Annotated in this window: 20 protein-coding genes and 1 tRNA gene; 5 read left to right on the top strand and 16 right to left on the bottom strand. The window is 65.6% G+C overall.

Annotated features, from left to right (window positions below; all coding sequences use genetic code 11):
- Positions 1 to 3 precede the first annotated feature (3 nt).
- The 5 genes from ilvA to N2K98_RS04400 all read right to left on the bottom strand — a co-directional run bounded on the left by ilvA (position 4) and on the right by N2K98_RS04400 (position 5,227).
- Complete coding sequence (ilvA, locus tag N2K98_RS04420) at positions 4 to 1,245, bottom strand: threonine ammonia-lyase (protein ID WP_255798512.1); 1,242 nt, start codon at positions 1,243 to 1,245, stop codon at positions 4 to 6.
- Complete coding sequence (locus tag N2K98_RS04415; RefSeq protein ID WP_255866165.1) at positions 1,242 to 2,474, bottom strand: AI-2E family transporter; 1,233 nt, start codon at positions 2,472 to 2,474, stop codon at positions 1,242 to 1,244. Before N2K98_RS04415 ends, ilvA begins: the two co-directional genes overlap by 4 nt.
- 66 nt (positions 2,475 to 2,540) lie before the next feature.
- The gene (locus N2K98_RS04410) at positions 2,541 to 3,491 is read right to left on the bottom strand and encodes an aldose 1-epimerase family protein (protein ID WP_255866164.1); all 951 of its coding nucleotides are present in this window, start codon (positions 3,489 to 3,491) and stop codon (positions 2,541 to 2,543) included.
- Positions 3,492 to 3,521: 30 nt separating this feature from the next.
- Entirely contained in the window at positions 3,522 to 4,232 is a 711-nt protein-coding gene (locus N2K98_RS04405; protein WP_255866163.1) for a GAF and ANTAR domain-containing protein, read from the bottom strand.
- Between the two features lie 152 nt (positions 4,233 to 4,384).
- Positions 4,385 to 5,227 (bottom strand): Bax inhibitor-1/YccA family protein, encoded by an 843-nt coding sequence (locus N2K98_RS04400; RefSeq protein WP_255798508.1) that lies wholly within the window; start codon positions 5,225 to 5,227, stop codon positions 4,385 to 4,387.
- A 346-nt stretch (positions 5,228 to 5,573) separates the two neighbouring features.
- Between N2K98_RS04400 and N2K98_RS04395 the strand changes: the two genes are divergently transcribed.
- The 4 genes from N2K98_RS04395 (at position 5,574) to N2K98_RS04380 (ending at position 9,680) form a co-directional block, all read left to right on the top strand.
- Positions 5,574 to 6,869 (top strand): branched-chain amino acid ABC transporter permease, encoded by a 1,296-nt coding sequence (locus N2K98_RS04395; protein WP_255866262.1) that lies wholly within the window; start codon positions 5,574 to 5,576, stop codon positions 6,867 to 6,869.
- Between the two features lie 14 nt (positions 6,870 to 6,883).
- On the top strand, positions 6,884 to 7,864 hold the full coding sequence (locus N2K98_RS04390; RefSeq protein ID WP_255798507.1) for a branched-chain amino acid ABC transporter permease: 981 nt from the start codon (positions 6,884 to 6,886) through the stop codon (positions 7,862 to 7,864).
- A gap of 113 nt (positions 7,865 to 7,977) precedes the next feature.
- Positions 7,978 to 8,937 (top strand): ABC transporter ATP-binding protein, encoded by a 960-nt coding sequence (locus tag N2K98_RS04385; RefSeq protein WP_255798661.1) that lies wholly within the window; start codon positions 7,978 to 7,980, stop codon positions 8,935 to 8,937.
- On the top strand, positions 8,934 to 9,680 hold the full coding sequence (locus tag N2K98_RS04380; protein ID WP_230024746.1) for an ABC transporter ATP-binding protein: 747 nt from the start codon (positions 8,934 to 8,936) through the stop codon (positions 9,678 to 9,680). Before N2K98_RS04385 ends, N2K98_RS04380 begins: the two co-directional genes overlap by 4 nt.
- Positions 9,681 to 9,819: 139 nt before the next feature.
- On the opposite strand, the gene N2K98_RS04375 is transcribed toward N2K98_RS04380, so the two are convergent.
- The gene (locus N2K98_RS04375; protein WP_255866162.1) at positions 9,820 to 11,211 is read right to left on the bottom strand and encodes an ABC transporter substrate-binding protein; all 1,392 of its coding nucleotides are present in this window, start codon (positions 11,209 to 11,211) and stop codon (positions 9,820 to 9,822) included.
- 210 nt (positions 11,212 to 11,421) lie between these two features.
- Here N2K98_RS04375 and N2K98_RS04370 point away from each other — a divergent pair, with 210 nt between their 5' ends.
- The gene (locus N2K98_RS04370) at positions 11,422 to 11,985 is read left to right on the top strand and encodes a hypothetical protein (RefSeq protein ID WP_255866161.1); all 564 of its coding nucleotides are present in this window, start codon (positions 11,422 to 11,424) and stop codon (positions 11,983 to 11,985) included.
- Between the two features lie 3 nt (positions 11,986 to 11,988).
- Here the strand turns inward: N2K98_RS04370 and N2K98_RS04365 are convergent.
- From N2K98_RS04365 to N2K98_RS04320, 10 genes are all read right to left on the bottom strand, one after another.
- Positions 11,989 to 12,062: transfer RNA gene (locus tag N2K98_RS04365), tRNA-Leu, on the bottom strand.
- Positions 12,063 to 12,173: 111 nt separating this feature from the next.
- Entirely contained in the window at positions 12,174 to 13,559 is a 1,386-nt protein-coding gene (locus N2K98_RS04360; protein ID WP_255866160.1) for an NAD(P)/FAD-dependent oxidoreductase, read from the bottom strand.
- Positions 13,560 to 13,628: 69 nt separating this feature from the next.
- Positions 13,629 to 15,038, bottom strand: coding sequence for a S8 family serine peptidase (locus tag N2K98_RS04355; protein ID WP_407080006.1), 1,410 nt, complete (start codon positions 15,036 to 15,038; stop codon positions 13,629 to 13,631).
- Positions 15,035 to 15,979 carry a Ppx/GppA phosphatase family protein gene (locus N2K98_RS04350; RefSeq protein WP_255798659.1) on the bottom strand — a complete coding sequence of 315 codons (945 nt, stop codon included), beginning with the start codon at positions 15,977 to 15,979 and terminating at the stop codon, positions 15,035 to 15,037. Before N2K98_RS04350 ends, N2K98_RS04355 begins: the two co-directional genes overlap by 4 nt.
- Before the next feature lie 29 nt (positions 15,980 to 16,008).
- On the bottom strand, positions 16,009 to 16,674 hold the full coding sequence (locus tag N2K98_RS04345; RefSeq protein WP_255798503.1) for a DUF501 domain-containing protein: 666 nt from the start codon (positions 16,672 to 16,674) through the stop codon (positions 16,009 to 16,011).
- 64 nt (positions 16,675 to 16,738) lie between these two features.
- Positions 16,739 to 17,545: an FtsB family cell division protein gene (locus N2K98_RS04340; protein WP_255866159.1), complete on the bottom strand. Its 807-nt coding sequence runs from the start codon at positions 17,543 to 17,545 to the stop codon at positions 16,739 to 16,741.
- Between the two features lie 163 nt (positions 17,546 to 17,708).
- Complete coding sequence (gene eno / locus N2K98_RS04335; protein ID WP_229952792.1) at positions 17,709 to 18,995, bottom strand: phosphopyruvate hydratase; 1,287 nt, start codon at positions 18,993 to 18,995, stop codon at positions 17,709 to 17,711.
- A gap of 172 nt (positions 18,996 to 19,167) precedes the next feature.
- On the bottom strand, positions 19,168 to 19,854 hold the full coding sequence (locus N2K98_RS04330) for a MazG nucleotide pyrophosphohydrolase domain-containing protein (protein WP_255866157.1): 687 nt from the start codon (positions 19,852 to 19,854) through the stop codon (positions 19,168 to 19,170).
- Entirely contained in the window at positions 19,847 to 20,986 is a 1,140-nt protein-coding gene (locus N2K98_RS04325) for an adenosine deaminase (RefSeq protein ID WP_255798500.1), read from the bottom strand. Before N2K98_RS04325 ends, N2K98_RS04330 begins: the two co-directional genes overlap by 8 nt.
- Before the next feature lie 19 nt (positions 20,987 to 21,005).
- On the bottom strand, positions 21,006 to 21,674 hold the full coding sequence (locus N2K98_RS04320; RefSeq protein WP_255866260.1) for a DedA family protein: 669 nt from the start codon (positions 21,672 to 21,674) through the stop codon (positions 21,006 to 21,008).
- Between the last annotated feature and the right edge of the window lie 69 nt (positions 21,675 to 21,743).

Raw genomic sequence — 21,743 nt, 5'->3', positions numbered from 1 at the left:
GGCTTAACCCGCCAGCACTACGGGTTGGAACCCAACAGTGCGCAGGTTCTTCAGCACCAGTTCGCAGTGCTCGTGGCCCTTTGTTTCCATGTTGATGGTGATCGCTACGTCTCCCATGCTGATAGATCCTCCTACCCTCGTGTGGTCCACCCCGGTGACGTTGGCGTCCGCTTCCGCGATGATCCGCGAAATGGTGGCCAGCGACCCGGGACGGTCGTCAAGGAGGATGCGGACCACCAGGTAACGGCCCGCAGCCGCCAGTCCCCGCTGGATGACCTTCAGCATCAGCATCGGGTCGATGTTGCCGCCGGAGAGGATGACTGCCGTGTTTCCGGGATTGTCTATCTTCCCGTCCATCAATGCAGCCACTCCCACGGCTCCGGCCGGTTCCACGACCATCTTGGCACGCTCGAGGAGGAAAATCAGTGCGCGGGCAAGGGAATCCTCGCTCACGGTCACCACATCGTCCACCAGTTCACGGATGATCGAAAAGGGCAGTTGTCCGGGCCGTCCGACGGCGATGCCGTCCGCGATGGTGCTGACCCTGGTAAGGGGTACCAGTGCGTCGGCGGCCAGTGACGGCGGATAGGAGGCAGCGTTTTCCGCCTGCACTCCGATGATCCGGATCTCACGGCCCAGCTCCCGTGCACGGGACTTGATCGCGACGGCGACGCCGGCGAGCAGGCCGCCGCCTCCCACCCCCATCAGCACGGTGTCCAGGTCCGGTATCTGGTCCAGGAGCTCAAGCCCGATGGTCCCCTGTCCGGCCACCACATCCACGTTGTCGAACGGATGGACAAAGACGGCACCGGTTTGGTCGGAGTACCGCTGGGCCTCTGCCAGGGCCTCGTCGACGGTATGGCCGTGAAGGATGACCTCCGCGCCGTGTCCCCTGGTGGCGGCCAGCTTGGGCAGCGCCACTCCCTGCGGCATGTAGATCCGGGCGGAAATACCCAGGCGCGCCGCAGCTACGGCCACGCCCTGTGCGTGGTTGCCGGCAGAGGCTGCCACCACTCCCCTGGCTTTGTCAGCGGGAGACAGCTTGGCCATGCGGACATAGGCGCCGCGGACCTTGAATGAACCTGCCCGTTGGAGGTTTTCGCATTTGAGGTGCACCGGCGAGCCGATTTCGCGGGCCAGCGCCCGTGATGACTCGACGGGTGTGTGGGCAATGACTCCGTCGAGGAGCTTCGCCGCGGCCCGGATATCGTCCAGGGTGACGGGCAACTGCGACAGATCGGTCATTTGCGGCGCTCTTCCTCTGTAGCCAATGTATCCACCGTGTCGGAACCGGGTTCCCCCGACACAGGGTTGCCGCCGTCGTCGTTCTCTTCCCCCTCCTGTTCCATCGCCGGGTCGTCCTCCCAGCCGCGGGCCGCTATGTAGCGGACCATCGTGTTGAGGATGGCCAGCAGCGGCACTGAAAACAGGGCTCCGGGAACCCCCGCGGCGAGGGTACCGCCCGTGACTGCCAGGATCACGGCCAGGGGGTGGAGGGAGACGGCCTTACCCATGACCAGCGGCTGGAGGATGTGGGATTCCAGCTGCTGCACCAGCAGGACGATGCCCAGCATGATCAGCGCGTTGACTCCGCCGTTTGCCACCAATGCCAGCAGGACCGCCACGAAGCCGGTGACAAACGCACCTACCAACGGAACGAACGAGCCCAGGAAGACCAGAACCCCGAGGGGCAGGGCGAGCGGTACACCGATGAGGGCTGCGCCGCCGCCGATGCCGATGGCATCGATGAGCGCCACCACCACCTGCACCCGCACGTAGTTGACCATGGATTCCCAGCCGTGGATGCCGGCTCCGTAGGCGGCGGTCCGTGCCCGGCGCGGCAGCAGTCCGGAAGTGAACTCCCAGATCCGGCGGCCGTCCAGCAGGAAGAAAACCAAGGCGAAGAGGGTCAGCAGGATGCCGGCGGCGAAGTGGCCGGCGCTGCTGCCCACGCTCAGGGCACCGGAGAGGATATTGGCCGAATTGTCCTGCAGCGTGGTGGTGGCTTCGTTGAACAGCGAGTCCATGTCGCCGGCGGTGACGTTCAGCGGACCGTCGGACAGCCAGCCCTGGATCTGGCGCACTCCGGCGAGCGTTTCTCCCCAGAGATCCCGGAACCCGAGGGCAAGCTGCCGTCCCACCAAGGTCAGGGCAGCGATAACGACGCCGAGGAAGGCCACGATGGTCACGGCAACCGACAGACCGCCGGGGAGCCGGTTCCGCCGCAGCCAACTCGAAACCGGGGACAGCAGCCCGGCCAGCAGGGCGGCGATCATCAGCGGAATGATCAGCAGCGAGAAGTGGCTGAGGATCCAGATAAGCCCGGCGCCGACGATCAGGACAATGCCGAGACGCCAGGCCCAGGCGGCACTGACCCGCAGGGCGAAAGGGACCTCGTCGTTGTTCCGGTGGGAATTCGCCGCCGCTGCCTGCAGCGCGCGGGGCGCCGCTGTGCGTCGCGCATGGGGTTTCATGGGGCCATCTTTCCATACCGGGCTTGGGCCGGGACCCCTCTTTACGTGCCTATCCTCGCTGTTACCTCAAGCCGGGTCCAACTGGGCGCGGATGCCCCAGTGGGCGGAAAAGACCTGGCCCGGGGGCAGCCAGGCCAAGCCCTCCCCCGAATTCAGGGCGTTGGCCGGGGCGGTCATCGGTTCCAGGGCCACCGCGCGCCGCTGCCCGGGGAATGTGTCTGTGACAAAAACGTGGACATAACCGCATTCGGCCCCGGTCCAGAGACTCACCGTCCGTCCGTCCGGCGCGCTGAGCGTATGCCGGTGCGTGCCGGGGGCTGACTCATCGAACGACAGGTCCGTGTAGGCGCTGTCCAGTGCCAGGTCCCCTACCCGGGCCCCGCCGCGGAGGTCCGCCGCTCCGGTCGGTTCCTGCCTACCGTTTGGAATGAGCCGCTCATCAACGGTCAGCACCGTGGACGCGGACACCGTGAGCACCAGGTCTTCGGTCGGTACGTCGCCGAGCCGCAGGAAGGGATGGGCACCGAGGGCAACGGGAGCGGCGGCGGTGCCCACATTCGTCAGGCTTTGCTGCACCCGCAGACCGCCGTCGTCGTCGAGGCTGTAGCGCGCACGGTGCAGCAGGTGGAAGGGATACCCGTGCTGCGGGAAGATTTCCGCGCTGAGTTCCACGGCGCCCGGCACCTGTTCCCGGACGGTGTATCCGGTATTGCGCAGCAGGCCGTGGCTGGCGTGCCCGCGGGATGGCTCGGTGATGTCCAGCTGCTGTGTCTTCCCCGCCAGGGTCCATCGTCCGTCCGCCGTCCGGTTAGGCCATGGTGCCAGCAGCACCCCGTTGGCGGACGGGGGTATGGCGGTGTCCGGATACGTCTGCACCAGATCGACCCCGTCAACCGTGTACCGGCGCAGCGCGCCGGCCAGGGAAGCGATGACGGCGCGGGCACTGCCGCGGCTGATTTCATATTGCGGACCGGTGGCCGGGCTGGCCTCCACCGGTTCGCTGCCGGTTGCGTTCATGCCACCCGATCTTACCCGCGCGTCCGGTAATCACTCATCGAAATGCGTGTTGACCCGGTCGCTGACGGCGGCAACCACACCTGCCGCGACATTGCGGATTTTGATATTCCGGCTGTTCGAGACGCTGCGCAGGATGTCGATTGCAGCCTGCTGGCTGCAGCCGTTCTGCCCCATGATGATGCCTGCCGCCAGGTCCACCACGGTCCGCGATTCCAGCGCGGCCTGGAGGTTCGCCGCCCGGTTCGCCTGCGCATCGATCTGCAGGGCCAGCCGGAGGACCTTGGCAGTTTCAGCGGCAACAGCACGCACACCGGCAATCTCGCCGGGGCCAAACGCGTTTATCCGCACGGAATAGCAGCTGAGGACCCCGCGGTCCCCCTCCAGCGGCAGGGCGACGGCGGCAATTGACCGGATTCCGTTATCGGCTGCCCCGGCCAGCGCGGGCCAGTGCTGATCCGCGGCAAGGTCCGTCAGCACGACGTCGGGTCCGCCGCCCAGCACCGTCCCGCCCGGGCTGCCGGGACCATGCTCCGCACGGAGTGCCGGTAACCCCGGCGTCCGGACGGTGAGCAGCGGCCGCCGGCTGCGTTCCACGGCGATCGTACAACCGTCCGGTGCAGACAGGGCCAGCCGCCGGGCTGCAACCCCGGCGGCAACGGACAGGAATGTCTCGGTATCCGGTCCGCCCAGCAGGGCGGCAACGAGCTCCTCGACCACCGGCTGCCGCTCGGATTCGGCCATCGAAGCCCCCTTTCCCGGTTCCCCAGCGGCCATGCTACGTCCGCATGAGGAGGGTGCCCAGAGTCCAGGCCTTTTAAACGGCGGAAGGACCGCAGGCGTTGCCTGCGATCCTTCCGGTAGTAGTACTACCGATGTGTCGTTGCCGGGTGCGTTTAGTCGTTGCCTCGGAGAATCGACAGGAGACGGATGATCTCCACGTACAGCCACACCAGCGTCACGGTCAGGCCGAATGCAGCGGTCCAGGAGTAACGCTCCGGGGTGCCCGCCTTGACGCCCTGCTCGATGGACGTGAAGTCCATGATGAGCGAGAACGCTGCCAGGCCGATGGCCAGGACACCGATGAAGACGCCCAGCGGGATGCCGAAGATCTCCACGCTGCCCCGCAGGCCCCACGGATCCTGCACGCCTCCGAAGATCATCAGGCCGACGTTGAGCAGGGAGAAGACCGCGTAGCCGATGATGGCGATCATAAAGAAGCGGACGGCCTTGGGCGTGGCGCGCACCTTGCCGCTGCGGAACAGTACGAGGGTGACCGCGAAGACTGCCAGCGTGCCGAGCACTGCCTGCAGTCCGACACCCGGGTACATGTTGTCCAGGACAGCGGTCAGACCGCCGAGGAACATACCTTCAAGGAAGGCGTAAGCCAGGATCAGTGCGGGAACGGGCTCACGCTTGAAGGAGTTCACCAGGCCCAGGACGAAGCCGCCCAGTGCGCCCAGGATCATCAGCCCGCCGCCCAGTCCCGGCAGCAGCAGGGTCGGAACTGCGGCACCCACCAGGACCATCGCGAGGCAGAACACCGTCTTCATGATGACGTCGTCGTAGGTCATGCGGCCCATGTCCGACGGCTTGGCCGAAGGGGCCGTGTAAAGATCCTGCAGCTGCTGCGGGGTCATGTAGCTGTTGTCTGTTGCCAGGGAGCCCGTTGCGGTACCGCCGCGGGTCTGGGAACGGAAGTTTTTTCCGTTGAATACCGGATTTCCGCCAAGTGCCATTGAATCTGTCCTCCATCTGGGGGGCTGTTTCAGCCCAGCCTACCAATTACAACGAGTACAGGGGGCGGCAGATTCCCGCGGAACTGCTGCCTGGAGATAACGGTTTGGTACCGCCGGATCCCCCGGAGGAACGCGGGCTTGCATTTGCGCCCAGCCAGTCGTTACCCGATCGCGACATGCGCGCCGGGAGAAAGGTCATTGCCTGAAACATTCTGTGGGTAGCATGTTCTCCATTCGGTGACCCGTGTCACATCTGCCCGCCTGCGCGCCGCTTCTTCGGTTCCGCAGCCCTGCGTGGAGGTTTCAGAACTTGGTAAGAACATCGGCGCTGACCCGTTATCTGGGGATGCTGGCGGCCGTGGCAGCAATGTTTGCTGCCCTGCTGCTCTCGGCTCCAGCCGCGTCCGCAACCACTGCAACGCCTGACGCCTCGCCGTCAGCCACAAGTCCCGACTCCGGGGCGGACTACCCCGATCGGATCAGCGGCGTCATCAAGAATGAGGGCACTCCGCTCGAGGGGGTGAAAATCACCGCGAACGGCAACGGGTACGAGGGCGAAGCCGTCACCGGGGCAAACGGCTCCTGGTCCATCGGCGTCCCGCAGCAGGGCGCCTATGAAGTGGAGCTGGACGAATCCACCCTTCCGGAGGGTGTCGCCCTGGCGGAAGGCCAGCAGAACCCGCGCACCGTCACCTTCGCCAACACCACCAACATCACCACGCTGTTCCTGCTGGGTGAAGGCATCGTGCTGCAGGAGGAAAGCTTCGGGTCCCTGCTGCTCGAGCGCGCCGTGGCTGGCCTGAGCTTCGGACTCCTGCTGGCGCTGAGCGCCGTCGGTCTCTCGCTGATCTTCGGCACCACCGGCCTGACCAACTTCGCCCATGGGGAAATGGTGACTCTGGGCGCCATCCTTGCCTTCGCCTTCGCCTCACTGGGCATGCCGCTCTGGGTCGCGCTTCCGCTGGCGGTACTGGGCGGCGCGGCCTTTGGCTATGTGCAGGACGCCGGAATCTGGAAGCCGCTGCGACGCCGCGGCACCGGCCTGGTGCCCATGATGATCGTCAGCATCGGCCTCGCCGTGGCAGTGCGCTACACCGTCCTGTTCTTCTTCGGCGGCGGAACCCAGCAGCTGCCGGGCTCCCAGAGCCCGATATTGGAACTCGGCCCCGTGTCCATCCCCCGGAATACCCTGGTGTCCCTGATCGTCAGCCTGGCCGTCATCCTGGTGGTCGCGCTCCTGCTGCTGCGCACCCGGATCGGCAAGGCCACCCGGGCAGTGGCGGACAACCCCGCCCTGGCCGCGGCGTCGGGCATTGACGTGGATCGGGTCATCCGGCTCGTCTGGGTCATCGGTGGAGCCCTTGCCGCCATGGGCGGCATCCTCTGGGCGTACTACCGGCCGGGCGTTTCCTTCAACATGGGCCAGCAGATCCTGCTGCTGATCTTCGCCGGAGTGACCCTGGGCGGTCTCGGCACGGTCTTCGGCGCACTGGTCGGATCCGTCCTGGTAGGCCTCTTCGTGGAAATCTCCACCCTCTGGCTGGAGGCGGACCTGAAATACGTGGGCGCCCTGGTCATCATGATTCTTGTCCTGCTGGTCCGGCCGCAGGGACTCCTCGGCCGCCGCGAGCGCATAGGTTAGGGGCTTAGCTGCAAATGGATTTCGCCAATATTCTTCTCGGTGCCTTCACCGAAATCATCAGCCCCACCACGGCCGCGTACGCACTGGCCGCCCTCGGGCTGGCCGTGCACTTCGGCTACACCGGCCTGCTGAACTTCGGCCAGGCCGGATTCATGGCCGTCGGCGCCTACGGCTTCGCCATACCGATCCTCTCCTTCAACGCCCCGCTGCCGCTGGCGCTGCTGATCGCCCTGCTGGCATCCGCGGTGTTTGCCGTCATCCTGGGCATCCCCACGCTGCGTCTCCGTGCGGACTACCTTGCCATCGTTACCATTGCCGCCGCCGAGATCATCCGGTACGTCGTCACCACCAACTCCATGACACCGGTGACCGGATCCGCCAACGGCCTGGCCGCCTTTACCGGCAGCTTCTATGCCCTCAACCCGATACCGGACGGCTCCTACAGCCTCGGCCCCGTCTCCATGAACGAGCGGGACCTCTGGATCCGCCTGGTGGCCTGGACCCTGGTGGCCCTCGCCTGCCTCCTGGTGTGGATGCTGATCCGCAGTCCCTGGGGCCGCGTGCTCAAGGGCATCAGGGAGGACGAGAATGCCGTCCGCGCCCTGGGCAAGAACGTGTACGCCTACAAAATGCAGGCGCTGGTCATCGGCGGCCTCCTGGGCTCGCTGGCCGGAATCATCTTCACCCTCCCCCGGGACGCCGTGCAGCCGGCAAACTACGGGACCGAGCTGACCTTCTACCTCTACACCGCCCTTCTCCTGGGCGGAATGTCCACCGTGCTCGGACCGGTTCTGGGGTCGATGATCTTCTGGGCCATCCTCTCCGTCACACAGGGTCTGCTCTACGGTGCCATTGAATCCGGGTACATCACGTTCATCACCACTACCCAGGCAGGCCAGATCCGCTACATCCTTGTAGGCGTAGCCCTGATGCTGCTGATGATCTTCCGGCCCCAGGGCATTCTGGGCAACAAGAAGGAGCTGTCGTTCGCATGAGCCACAAAGCAGACGAGCCCCGGGCGGAAGCGCGCGCCTCAGGGGCGCACGCAGCCGGTACGGAAGCGGAAGCATCCCACGCCCGTCCCGTCACCCCGGCGGACAACGAATACATGGACGACACCCGTCCCATCGCACAAGGTGAGATCGGCCCGGGATGTGCCAAGCGGGATCCGATCCTGGTGGCGGAAAACGTCACCCGGACCTACGGCGGAATCAACGCCGTGGATGTGGAGCACGTGGAGATTCCGCGGCATAAGATCACCGCACTGATCGGCCCCAACGGTGCCGGGAAAACGACTCTTTTCAACCTGCTGACCGGCTTCGACACGCCCCAGTCGGGCGCCTGGCAGTTCGAGGGCAAAGACCTGGCCGGGGTTTCCGCCTACAAGGTGGCACGCCTCGGCATGGTCCGCACATTCCAGCTGACCAAGGTCATGGGCAAGCTGACCGTCTTGGAGAACATGCGCCTGGGTGCCACAGCCCAGCCGGGGGAATCCCTCAGACGGGCGCTCCTGCCTCCGCTGTGGCGCCAGCGGGAAAAGGAGATTACCGAGCAGGCCGACGTCCTGCTGGCCAAGTTCAAGCTGGACACCAAGCGGAGCGACTATGCAGCGTCTCTCTCCGGCGGCCAGCGCAAGCTGCTGGAGATGGCCCGGGCCCTGATGGTCCGCCCCAAACTGGTCATGCTGGATGAGCCCATGGCCGGCGTGAACCCTGCGCTGACCCAGTCCCTGCTGGACCACATCAAGAACCTAAAGGCCGAGGGCATGACCGTCCTGTTCGTCGAGCACGACATGCACATGGTCCGCCACATTGCCGACTGGGTGGTGGTCATGGCCGAAGGCAAGGTGGTGGCCGAGGGACCGCCTTCCGAGGTCATGAAGGACCAGGCCGTGATCGACGCCTACCTGGGCGCCCATCACGACGTGGACCTCGCCGATTCGGAGGGTTTCGAAAAGCTCGAAGCGGAGCTGGAGCAGGACGCCGAGTCATCGGTGGGAACCGAACCCGCCGTCCAATCTGCCGGGGCATCGGCCCGGCGCCACGACGAACGGAAGGACCAGGCATGAGCGCGGAGGCATTCGACGGCGACTCGGTTGTCAAGGTGACCGACCTCGTGGCGGGGTACATCCCCGGGGTGAACATCCTCAACGGCTGCAGCATCGAAGCCCGCCGGGGAGAGCTGATCGGAATCATCGGACCCAACGGTGCCGGCAAGTCCACCCTGCTCAAGGCGATGTTCGGCCTGGTCAAGGTGCATTCCGGGACCGTAGTGGTCCGCGGCCAGGACCTCACCGGGCTCAAGGCCAACAAGCTCGTCAGCCGGGGTGTGGGATTCGTTCCGCAGAACAACAACGTCTTCCCTTCCCTGACCATCGAGGAGAACCTGCAGATGGGCGTCTACCAGGCGCCCAGGACCTTTCGGGAACGCTTCGATTTTGTGGCCGGCGTGTTCCCCGAACTGGCCAAGCGCCGGGCCCAGCGGGCGGGTTCCCTGTCCGGCGGTGAACGCCAGATGGTCGCCATGGGCCGTGCCCTGATGATGGATCCCGCCGTGCTGCTGCTGGACGAACCCTCCGCCGGGCTCTCCCCCGTCAAGCAGGACGAGGCGTTCCTGCGGGTGCATGAGATCAACCGGGCAGGAGTCTCCGTGATCATGGTGGAACAGAATGCCCGCCGCTGCCTGCAGATCTGTGACCGGGCGTACGTGCTGGACCAGGGCCGGGACGCCTACACCGGTACCGGGCGCGAACTCATGAAGGATCCAAAGGTCATCCAGCTCTACCTGGGCACCTTGGCAGAGACGGCCTAGTCCTTCCCGGCCCAAGGAGGGGCCCAGGGGCGGCGGAAGACTCCGCGCCTCTGGGAGGCATCATCAGAGGACAGTCAGCAGCAAGGAAGAAGCCCCCGCCGGAACCGGCGGGGGCTTCTTCCTTGCTGTTCTGCTTCAGTTACAGTTTGCCCGCTTCGGAGCGGCTCGGCTGCGGCACGTTATCAGCGTCGTACTGGTAGATACCGATGAAGGCTTCCGTGGGGTCTCCGTTCGCATCGAACGTGATCGGTCCGGAGTAGCCGTCATAATCGATGTCTCCGCCGCCGCGCAGGATGGTCACGCAGCCGGCAAAGTCGTAGCATTTCTCGCCCTCGCCGGACACGCTCTCCAGCTGGGCGGCTATGGCCTTGCCATCGGTGCTGCCCGCGGCCTCGGACGCAAGCGCCAAGAGGGTGACGGCGTCGTAGCTTTCACCCGCGTAGGACCAGTCCTTCAGCGCCGGATCGACTCCAAGCAGGGACTCCTTGAAGTTTTCCGATGCGAAGGTTCCGGGAATGGTTCCCTGCGCCCCTTCAAGGGTTCCGGCGTCCAGGTCCTTGCTGTAGTCCGACGTATTGCCGTCCACAAAGAACAACTGGCTGGCGTCGACACCCTTGGCCGTCAGCAGCGGCACGATGCTCTTGGCCTGGTCAAAGCTGATCACCACGATGGCGTCCGGCTTTGCTGCCACAACGGAGTCCACCTGGCTGCTGAACTGGGAGTCGCCCTCATTGAACATCTCCTCGGCCACCACCTGGCCGCCGGCGGATTCAACCGAGGTCTTCACGTTGCTCTGCAGCCCCGTGCCGTAGGCGTCGTTAAGCACGATCATGCCCACGGTCTGCGCGCCACAGGACATGATGTAGTTGCCCAGGATGCGTCCCTGCAGGAGATCCGAGGGAGCGGTCCGCCAGTACAGTCCGTTGTCATCCCAAGTGGTGAAGTCCGGTGAGGTGTTGGCCGGGGAGAACTGGATGACGCCGGCGCCGGTGATGTTGCCGATCACTGTTTTGGAGACGCCCGAGGACGCTGCACCCACAATGGCGCTGACGCCCTGGCTGAGCAGGTCGTTTACCGACTGGGTGGCGATATCCGTGGTGGTGTCGCCGGAATCGCGGTGGACAATTTCGATGTCCTTGCCGAGGACGCCGCCGGCCGCATTGATTTCCTCAACTGCCAGGTTGGTGCCGGCAATTTCCGGCGGGCCGAGGTACGCGAGGGAACCCGTGGTGGGCAGCAGCGTGCCGATCTTCAGCGGTGCGTCGGTGGTTCCGGTGGAGGCGGGGACGGCCGCGGGATCGCCCTTGGCGCCCGGGTCTTCCCCGGTTCCCCCCTGGCTTTCCGGGCAGGACAGAACCGAGGCAGCGGCGGTTTCGGTCTCTGCGGATGTTTCTTCAGCAGACGATTCCCCGCTGCCGCCGCTGCAGCCGCTGGCGAACATTGCGAGGCCCAGCCCAAGGGCGGCGATCTTGGCGGTGCGGGCGTATCCCGTGCCCGTGCCAAAACCGCTGGCAGTGCGTAGTGCAGTCATAAAAGTTTCTCCCCGATCGAAAGGCGGGTGCCTTTGACGCAAATACCAGGTGTTCCTGATTAGAAGAAAAGCTAGTAGATCATTGTGTCGAATATAAGAGGCTGCGGTTACAGCCTTGTAACGCTCGTCACATTCCAACATTGATCCCCTTGCCGGGAAGTGCGCATTAGCCCTATACGATGGCCGTAGAACCGTTATCTTGGGGGAAAAATGCACATTCCGCGCCTGTCCACTGCCGCTTCCGCACTTGCCGTGCTGCTCCTGATGGGGCCCGCTGCTCCGGCACAGGCCCTGGAGTGCGCGCCGGGCTACCTTCCCGCCGTCGTCGACGGGGTCGAGACGTGCGTCGTAAGCACCTACAGCCCCGCTGTGCCGGCGCCGTCCTACAACCCGGGCGAAAGCCACTACGATCCGTCCACCGGCAACTATTCCGAGGCGGTTCCCGCCGTTCCGGTTCCGGCCGCGCCCGCCGCACCCGTGGAGCCCACGCCGGAAGCCACACCGGAAGCCGCGCCGTCCACTATGCCGCCGTCCCCGGCTTCCACCGGCAGCACGGGTGGAACACCCGTCGGCGGAACCGGAGGGAACTCTTCGACCGGCACGACGTCGCCGAGTCCCAGCCGGAGCGCCAGCCCCTCGCCGTCCGCCACGGACGCGGTGGATGAGGAACGTACCGCCTCGGATCTGGCACTCCCGGCGATCGCAGCCGTCGTCATACTCGGACTGCTCGCCGGCGGACTGCTGCTGCGCCACCGCAACCGGTCACGCGGCTAGGGGTACCCCAGGTCGGACTCGAACCGACAACACGCGGATTTTAAGTCCGTTGCCTCTGCCAATTGGGCTACTGGGGCTCTGCGATTGCTTTCCAAGCCTACTGGAAACGCGTGTACGGCAGGAAACACGACGACGGCGGCCCTCCTGCTGGAGGGCCGCCGTCGTCGTCTGTGAACGAATGCGGAAGACTAGGCCTTCACGGCCGGCTTCTTAGCCGGCGTTGCTGCTTCCTCGAAGCCGCGGCGCGGATCTTCCAGGTTGCGCAGCGACGTCAGGTCGCGGCCGTAGCTCACGTTCAGCAGCCAGCCCGAGATGACGCGGAACTTGCGCTCGAACATCGGCATGGCCAGGCCGTGGTAGCCACGGTGCGCCAGCCAGGCCGGGAAGCCCTTCAGGCCGAAGCCCATGATGTTGGCGACACCCTTGTACTGGCCAAGGCCTGCAACAGCACCCAGGCTCTTGTGGTTGTACTCTTCCACGGTGCCGACGCCGTAGCGGGCGGCCATGATGTTCTTGGCCAGCAGCTTCGCCTGACGGACGGCATGCTGTGCGTTCGGGACGCAGAAGCCGCCTACTCCGCCGCCGGAAAGATCCGGAACCGCGGAGACGTCGCCGGCAGCCCAGGCGCCGTCGATGGGGCCGTCGTCGCCGGTGATGCGCAGTTCGGCGTTGGCGCGGACACGGCCGCGCTCATCCACCGGGAAGTCGGTGGCGCGGACCATCGGGTTCGCCTGCACACCGGCGGTCCAGATCAGGGTGTCAGCACCGAACTCGCCGGCCGGGGACTTGTCCGCCATGTTGATCAGCTTGAGGAGGCCGCCTTCTGCGGACGCCAGCGACGTGTTCAGCAGGACCTCGATGCCGCGCTCACGCATGCTGGAGACAACCCACTCGGCCTGGTCCGGCTTGACCTCGGGCATAACCCGGCCCATGGCCTCGATCAGGACGAAGCGGAGGTCTTCGCGGCGAAGCCGGTCATTGATACGGACCGCGTCGCGGGCCATGTCTTCGAGCTCGGTCAGGGTTTCGATGCCGGCAAAGCCGCCGCCGACGACGACGAAGGTCAGCGCACGTTCGCGTTCCGGGCCAACGGGCATGAGCGATGCGGTTTCAATGCGCTCGAGCACGTGGTTCCGGGTGGCCATTGCTTCTTCAATGCTCTTCATTCCGATGCCGGCCTCGGCGAGGCCCGGGATCGGGAAGGTGCGGGTGATCGAGCCTGCCGCTACGACAACATCCTGGTACGGCAGCTCGAACGGCTCACTGCCGTCGCCCGGCTCAATGGTCGCGGTGCGGGCGGCATGGTTGATGGAAGTCACCTTGCCGTTGATCAGCTCGGTCTGCTTCAAGTGCATGCGGTGGGACACAACGGCGTCGCGGGCTTCAATGGTGCCTGCGGCAACCTCGGGAAGGAAAGGCTGGTAGGTCATGTACGGCAGCGGATCCACTACCGTAACAATCCCTCCCTGTTCCTTTACCTTCTTCTGGAGGTCTTTGGCCACGTACAGACCGACGTAACCACCGCCGACCACCAGAACGCGGGGACGATCAGAAAACTGCTTGTTCGATGCCATGCCCCAATCCTACCTGAGTTTGTGAAAGCTTTCACGAACCATTTGACAAACCGCGAACAGGGCGTTTCGCTACCGGACTCCCGCTTCATCCAGGGAGCCCGTTTCGGTCGCCTGCGTCCCGCCGGCCGTTGTCCCGCGGCGCCGAACGTGAGTCACATGCACCGTGCCGGCCACCAGCAGGGCCACCAGGAGCCCGCCGAAACCAAGTACGACGACGGCGGGTAGGTTGCCGTTCGCAGCAGCCGGCTCCTGCGCCACCGGGACGGCGGGCTCCGGCAGGTCCGGGACCGAGGGGGCGGGAATATCCGCAGCGCCGGGCGACTCATCCGCCACCCGCCGGTGCACGCGGATCCACTCGGCAATGGTTCCCAGCGGGTTGCTGGTGACCGAGGGAACATCGGCATTCACTGCGGCATTGGCGTCCAGGATCCCGTAGCCGTAAATAGTGTCCGTCCCCGGGTCCCCGGCGTCCCGCGCGGTGCTGACGATCCGGTTGACCACATCTGCCGCGCTCATTTCCGGGTATGCAGCACGGATCAGTGCAGCAACACCGGACACCAGCGGCGCCGCCCCGGAGGTGCCTTCCCATTTCGCATACCGGGATGTGTCCCCGGGCATCCCCCCGATCAGGTCTTCGGCAGGAGCGGCAACACCAATGCTGATGCCTTCGGAGGACGAGTTCTGGCTGGCCTCGCCCTGCCGGTTCAGTCCGGCCACGGTGAGGACCCCGGGAATGGTGGCAGGTGCTCCCACCTGGACCATGCCGACACCGCGGTTGCCTGCGGCTGCGACAACCACCACGTCATTCTGCTCGGCGTAAAGGAACGCGTCGTCCCAGCTTTCCGGCCAGGCGGTCGAGGTACTGCCGAGGGACATGTTGATGACCTGGGCGCCGTTATCCACGGCCCAGCGGACGGCGGCGGGGATCTGCGTGTCAATCGGAACTCCGCCGGGATTCGTTCCGCCGATCCAGGTGGAGACAGCGAGGATCTCCGCCTCGGGGGCAACGCCGATGATGCCGTCGGGGCGGTCCGCCGGCTTGTCCTTGTCCTCGCCTTCCTTTTCGTCCCCTTCGCCGGCTTCCTTGTCCTCCGGGGGTTTCTCGTGGCCCCGGCCGGCCAGCAGTGTCGCCACCAGCGTTCCGTGCCCGGGCGTGCTGCCGAGGCCCCTGGCACCCTGCGGATCGCCCGCGCCTGATGCATCGAACCCTCCGACGACGGCACCGGCCAGGTCAGGGTGAGTTGCATCGACGCCGGTATCGATGACGGCCACCTTCACTCCGGCACCCTTGGTGGTCTTCCAGGCCTCGGTCACACCGTAGTCGGCGAGCCAATACTGTTTGTCCCGCCATTCATCGGCCTGTGCCGGAGCAGGTGCCAGCAGCGGCACCGCCACTGCTGCGCAGAGCGCTGCGGCGGCGGTCCTGAGGCGTGCGGCGCCTCCCCGGCGGCGGCCGGGGGCGGTTCCCGTTGCCCTCACGCGCTCAGCGCAATGCCGTCAAGGATGTCGTGTTCGCTGGCGAACGCCGTGGCCACGCGGCCGTCGGTCAGTTCGTCGATGCGGTCCACGATGGTGCGCCAGATCAGCGCGCCGGCCCCGATAACGTCCACGCGGCCCGGATGCATGTACGGCAGTGCTGCCCGCCCGGCACGGTCCCGCCGCAGCAGGGCGTCGGCTGTCTCGTCAATCCGCTCCCGGCTCAGCTCAGCCCCGTGTATGGCCTCGGGAGAGTACTCGGCCAAGCCCAAGGCCGCGGCGGTGACAGTGGTGATGGTCCCGGCCACCCCCACCAGCCGGTCGGCTTCGGCCAGCGGCACACTGACCAGTGCGGAAGCAATCATGTCCAGGATGTCGGTGCGTGCTGACGCGATTTCCGCTTCGGTAGGCGGATCCGACAGCAGGTACCGTTCGGTGAAGCGCACGCAGCCCATGTTGGTGCTCTTCGCCGCCAGGACGCCGGAGCCGTCACCGAGGACGAACTCGGTACTGCCGCCGCCCAGGTCCACCACGAGTGTCTTGGCGCCGTTCCCGCCGGCGAACACGCTTGCCGCACCGGCGAACGAAAGCGCCGCTTCCTCGTCTCCGCTGATCACTTCGGGTTCAACGCCGAGGCGTTCGCGGATTCCGTCGACGAATTCCTGCCGGTTTTCGGCGTCGCGGCTGGCGGAGGTGGCAACGAACCGGATACGGGAGGCACCATGCTCACGGATCAGGGCAGCGTACTCATCCGCCGCTGCAAAGGTGCGTTCCAACGCTTCCGGGGCCAGCCGTCCGGTGGCATCCACGCCCTGTCCCAGCCGGTTAACCCGCATCAGGCGTACGACGTCGGTGAGCTGGGCTGCGCCGTGATCGTCCCGGGTGATGTCCGCGATGAGGAGCCGGATGGAGTTGGTGCCGCAGTCGATGGCTGCAACCCGCATGCCTTCGGCGCGGTTGTCTTCCTGGCCTGTCACAGTTCCCCCTCGTTCGTAGCGGCATCCGTTGCCTGCCGGCGTGCAGCCTTCTTGCTCTCGAGTTCTTCCGGGCTTAGGCCCTGTGTCTTCGTGTGGCGGCTAAGGTCACGCGCCGGAGCGGGAGCTGCAGTGTCCCAAGCACCTTCGCAGTAGCAGCGGTCGGTTGTCCACCATTGTTCAATAGCGGCCAGTGCTTCGTCGCCCAGCGGATTCACCCCGGGGCCGGCGGCCAGGGAATGGCCCACCAGCACGTGCAGGCATTTCACGCGGTTAGGCATGCCGCCCGCGGAGACACCGTCGATTTCCGGTACCGGACCGGTTCCGGTGCGCTCCCCGATCTCGTTACGGACCCGGAGGTAGTGTTCGTGGGCGCTTCGGTACCGCTGCGCCAGCTCCGGGTCCTCCTCCAGCCGGCGGCTCATATCGGTCATCAGGCCGGCGGCTTCCAGCCGGGACACGGCAGCCGTGATGACCGGATGCGTCAGGTAATAGGTGGTGGGGAAAGGTATGCCGTTGCTCAGCCGGGGGGCCGTGGTGGCTACCAGAGGGTTGCCGCAGACGCAGCGGGCGCCGATTTCAACGACGTCGCGCACCGGGCGGCCAAGCTGCCGGCTCAGGGTTTCCAGGTCTTCCTGGGTGGGGGCGAGCTGGTCCTGGGTCATGCAGGAGGTTCCTTCCGTGGGGGCCGGTGAGGGCCCCGGGCTGCTTCTTCTATCAGCCTCCAGATTACTGTGCCGTGGCGGATTTCTTGACCGAGTCCCACAGCGAATCCACCCACTGCAGGTCTTCGGGCTCCTCTTCGGAAGCAAGCTGCTCTGCTTGTTCCACACCGTTTTCACCCTTGACCAGGTACCGTTTCTCCCCCGGCATCACCAGGAAAATACGGTCCCTCGCCTGCTGCTTGATGTAGGCAGGGTCTTCCCAGCGGCCAAGCTGGACTTCCAATTCGGCCTGTGTTGCTTCAGCCTCCGCAATCTCCGCCTTCATCACGGCGATCTCCGAGCGCTGCTGAAGGTACGTCCGCACCGACGGTGCAAGCAGTACGGTGATGGCCACCATCACCATGGCAAGGACCAGCAGCCGTCCGGAGAATGCCTTCGCGGGTACTGGACGCAGCTCATCCGGGGCTTCCACCTCCGGCACGGCTGCGGGGGCTTTTGATTCCGGTGCAGGATCGGACTTGCGGCGGATCGCGCCGGAAAGCTGGGAGCGCACTGCTGCGCGGGCGTCCGATGCCGACATCTTCCCGAAGCGCTGGTTCCCCGGCTGCGTTCCGGCCTTCGGAGCTTCGGCTTTCCGGGCCGCCGGCTGCTTAGCCTTCGCGGCCGGTGCTTTCTTAGCCGTCGCCTTCGGGGCGGCAGCCTTCGGGGCGGTGGCCTTCGGGGTTGCACCCTTCGGGGCGGCGGCCTTCGGGGTTGCAGCCTTCGGGGCGGCAGCCTTCACCGGTTTCGACGCGTCGCCTCCGCTGGCTTTTACCCTGTCCGGGTTGGCTGGGGCCGCGGACCGGGGCACCTTGGGGCGTCGGGTTGGCATGCGCTTCCTGTCTAAATCGGTGCTGTCGAAAAGGCGGGGCAGGCGGTGAAAAACAACCGCGGGCGGGTTCCCTCCTATGAGGTTACCCACCCGCGGTGTTTGGAGCCTGTTCCGCAACGCCTACCGTCCCGGAATCGGGCCGGCAGCCGTCACGGCGGTACGGCTACTTGGCGTTGTTGAAGCGCGGGAACGCGCTGCGCCCTGCGTAGCGTGCGGCGTCGTCCAGCTCCTCTTCGATGCGCAGCAGCTGGTTGTACTTGGCCACGCGCTCGGAACGGGCCGGAGCACCGGTCTTGATCTGGCCGGCGTTGGTGGCAACGCAGATGTCGGCGATCGTGGTGTCTTCGGTCTCACCGGAGCGGTGGGACGTGATGGTGGTGTAGCCGGCACGCTGGGCCATGGTGATGGCGTCCAGGGTTTCGGACAGGGTGCCGATCTGGTTGACCTTTACCAGCAGGGAGTTGGCGGCGTTGTTCTTGATGCCGGTTTCCAGCCGTGCCGGGTTGGTGACGAAGAGGTCATCGCCCACAATCTGCACCTTGTCGCCGATGGACGCGGTCAGGGTCTTCCAGCCGTCCCAGTCCTCTTCATCCAGCGGGTCCTCGATGGAAACCAGCGGGTAGTCGCGGACCAGTTCCTCGTAGTAGGCGGACATTTCGGCCGCGGTCCGGTTCTGTCCCTCGAAGAGGTACGAGCCGTCCTTGAAGAATTCGGAGGCTGCCACGTCCAGGGCCAGGGCAATGTCGTTGCCCGGTACGTAGCCGGCACGCTCGATGGCTTCGATGATCAGGTCCAGGGCTGCACGGTTGGAGGGCAGGTTCGGAGCGAAGCCGCCTTCGTCGCCAAGACCGGTGGAGAGGTTCTTTTCCTTCAGCACGGACTTGAGGTTGTGGTAGACCTCAACACCCCAGCGCAGGCCCTCGGAGTAGGTCTGAGCGCCCAGGGGAACGATCATGAATTCCTGGATGTCGACGTCGGAATCGGCGTGCGAACCGCCGTTCAGGATGTTCATGAGCGGCACGGGCAGGATGTGCGCGTTGGGACCGCCGAGGTAGCGGTACAGCGGCAGTGCAGCTGATTCTGCGGCGGCACGGGCGACCGCGAGGGAGACGCCGAGGATGGCGTTGGCGCCCAGGCCGGACTTGTTCTCGGTGCCGTCCAGGTCGATCATGGCCTGGTCGATGGCACGCTGGTCGGATGCGTCGAACCCGAGCAGTGCCGGCTGGATCTGTTCGATCACGGCTTCAACGGCCTGCAGCACGCCCTTGCCCTGGTAGCGGTTCTTCTCACCGTCACGGCGTTCGTTGGCTTCGAAAGCGCCGGTGGAGGCGCCGGAGGGGACAGCCGCGCGGCCGAAGGTGTCGTCGTCGAGCAGCACCTCCACCTCGATGGTGGGGTTGCCGCGGGAATCGAGAATCTCGCGGGCATGGATGGCATCGATGATGGCCATTGAATTGCTCCTGTTCATTGGAACGATTGGGAAGAAAACCGCAGACCTGCCTGGCGGGCAGGTTCTGAGTGTCTGCCTCTTAGCCTAATAGAATCACGGCTCCGAGTAAGGTCCGGTGAGCTGAATCACGGACATCGGTGATCTCTTCGGCGCAGGGTAGGCGGCGTCGAAATCAGGTGCCTGCGTCTTCGTCCGTGTACCGGCGGACCGCCGCCCGCAAGGCCGTTTCGGCGTCGAGCCCCTGTTCCGAGGCACGGCGAACCAGTGAAAACAGCACGTCACCGAGTTCGTTTTCATCTGCAAATTCCGCATTTAAGGCCTGTGTCGGAGGCAGCCGCCGTCCGGCGCGGCTGGCACGCGACAGGGTCTTGGCGGCCAGGAGCAGCGCCGGCAGGCCTGCGGGAATTCCCTCGAACGGCGAGATCCGGGAGGGTGTCTCGGCCTTCTTCGCTTCGTCCCAGGCCTGTTCAATCGCCGCGATACCGGACTCTTCGCTGGATTCCCGGAGGCTGCCGTCGGGGCGGAACACATGCGGGTTCCGGCGGATCATCTTCGCAGTAAGGGAATCAATCACGTCCGCCACTGTGAAGCTGCCGGCTTCCTGCTGCAGGCGGGCATGAAGCAGCACCTGCAGCAGGACGTCGCCGAGTTCGCCGCGCAGTTCCGCAGCACGCCCGGGACCGGCCGTTCCGCCCTCCACCGCTTCAACGAGCTCATACGTTTCCTCCACGAGGTACTCGAGCAGGGACTCGTGGGTCAATGCCCTGGTCCAGGGGCAACGCTCGCGGAGGGCACCGATGACCTCGGTAAGGCGGATGAACCGCTCACCGAGGTCATCGGGAAGGGGGATTTCAGCCACGGGCGCGGTTGAACCCCTCGGTGACATAGGCGGAAAGCGCAGCACGCTCGTCCAGCGGCAGGAACGCGGCGTTGACGGCGTTCATCGTCAGTTCCAGGACATCGTCGAGGTCGTAGTCGAAGGTGTCCATCAGGAGCTCGAACTCGCCGGTGAGCGTCACCGAGCTCATCAGCCGGTTGTCCGTGTTGACGGTGACGGCGAAGCCTGTCTGGTAAAGCAGGTCGATCGGGTGGGTCTCGATGTCCTCACCGAAGGAGGCAACGGCACCGGTCTGCAGGTTCGAGGACGGGCACACTTCCAGGGCGATACCGCGGTCCCGGACCCAGTTCGCCACCCGGCCCATGCTCACGATGCCCACTTCGGGTTCGTCCGGCGCGCCGTTGTCCTCGAATTCGACGTCGATGTCCTCGGCGATCCGCACGCCGTGGCCCAGCCGCAGCGCCCGGCCGTGGACCAGGGCATCCACAATGCTCTCGATTCCGGCTGCTTCACCGGCATGCACAGTGGCCGGGAACTGGTTTTCGGCCAGATAGGTGAACGCGTCCTTGAACCGCGAAGGCAGGAAGCCGTCTTCCGGGCCGGCGATATCGAAGCCCACGGCCCCGGAATCGCGGTGACGCACGGCAAGCTCGGCGATCTCCATGGCACGGTCTGCGTGCCGCATGGCGCTGATCAACTGTCCCACCTGGATGAAGCTGCCCGCAGCTTCCGCGTTCGCAACGCCTTCTTCGATGCCGGCCTGCACTGCTTCCACGGCTTCGTCCAGGCTCAAGCCCGCCTGCACATGCTGTTCCGGAGCCCAGCGGACTTCCGCGTAGACCACGCCGTCAGCTGCCAGGTCTTCGACGAATTCGCGGGCCACCCGCACCAGGCCCTCGCGCGTCTGCATGACGGCGATGGTGTGGTCGAAGGTTTCGAGGTAGCGCTCCAGGGATCCGGAGTCCGCCGAATCGCGGAACCACTCCCCCAGTGCGGCGGGGTCGGTGCTCGGCAGGGTATGGCCGACGGCGGCGGCCAGCTCAATAATGGTGGCCGGACGGAGGCCGCCGTCAAGGTGGTCGTGCAGCGATACCTTCGGCAGGCTGCGCACGTCGAGGGAAGAGGATGCGGGGAGGTTTGTAGGCTCAGTCACACAGCAACTCTACGGTGTTTCAGGCGGCCTTCTGCGTGCTCTCGTCGTCGTCGGCGTTCGGCATGTCGTCCGCTGCCGCGGGTACTGCCCCCGCTGCGGGGCCCCGGACCAGGGTGATGATGCGGTCAATGACCAGGCCCAGGACGAGGGCGCCGGTTACACCCACCACCACGCCGAGCAGGTGGTGCTCGTTGAACCAGGCACCGGCTATCGCGCCGATAGCCACGCTGTAGGCAGCCCAGACAATCCCGGAGATCGCGGTCAGGGAGATAAACCGGCGTCGAGGGAACCCTGTGGCGCCGGCGGTGAGGTTCACTACCACGCGGCCAACGGGGATGAACCGGGCCACGAGGATCAGCGACATGGAGCGTTTGTCGAGTTCATGGCGGGCCCACGCGAAGGAACGGCGCATCTTCGGCGTGCGCATCCAGCGGAACCTTTCGGTCCCGATCCAGCGGCCCAGCAGATAGGCGAGATTGTCGCCCAGGAAGGCACCCAGGGCTGCTGCGGGAATGAGCAGCCAGATATTCACGCCGGCGCCGCTGAGCGCCAGCGATGCCAGTGCGACCACCAGGGACTCGCTGGGCACCGGCGGGAAGAAGCCGTCGATCAGGCAGCAGGCCAGGAGCCCGATGTAGACCCACGGCGAACCCGCTGTGGAGAGGATGAAGTTGTTTATGCCGTCCACTGTGGCACTGAGAACGTCCAACAGCTGCCGCTCCTTGAGTTAGCTACCTAGGTCCCTTACAAGCATGCC

It is taken from the genome of Arthrobacter jinronghuae, assembly GCF_025244825.1.
GTDB classification, from domain to species: Bacteria; Actinomycetota; Actinomycetes; order Actinomycetales; family Micrococcaceae; genus Arthrobacter_B; species Arthrobacter_B jinronghuae.
This window is presented reverse-complemented; position numbering and strand designations above follow the sequence as displayed.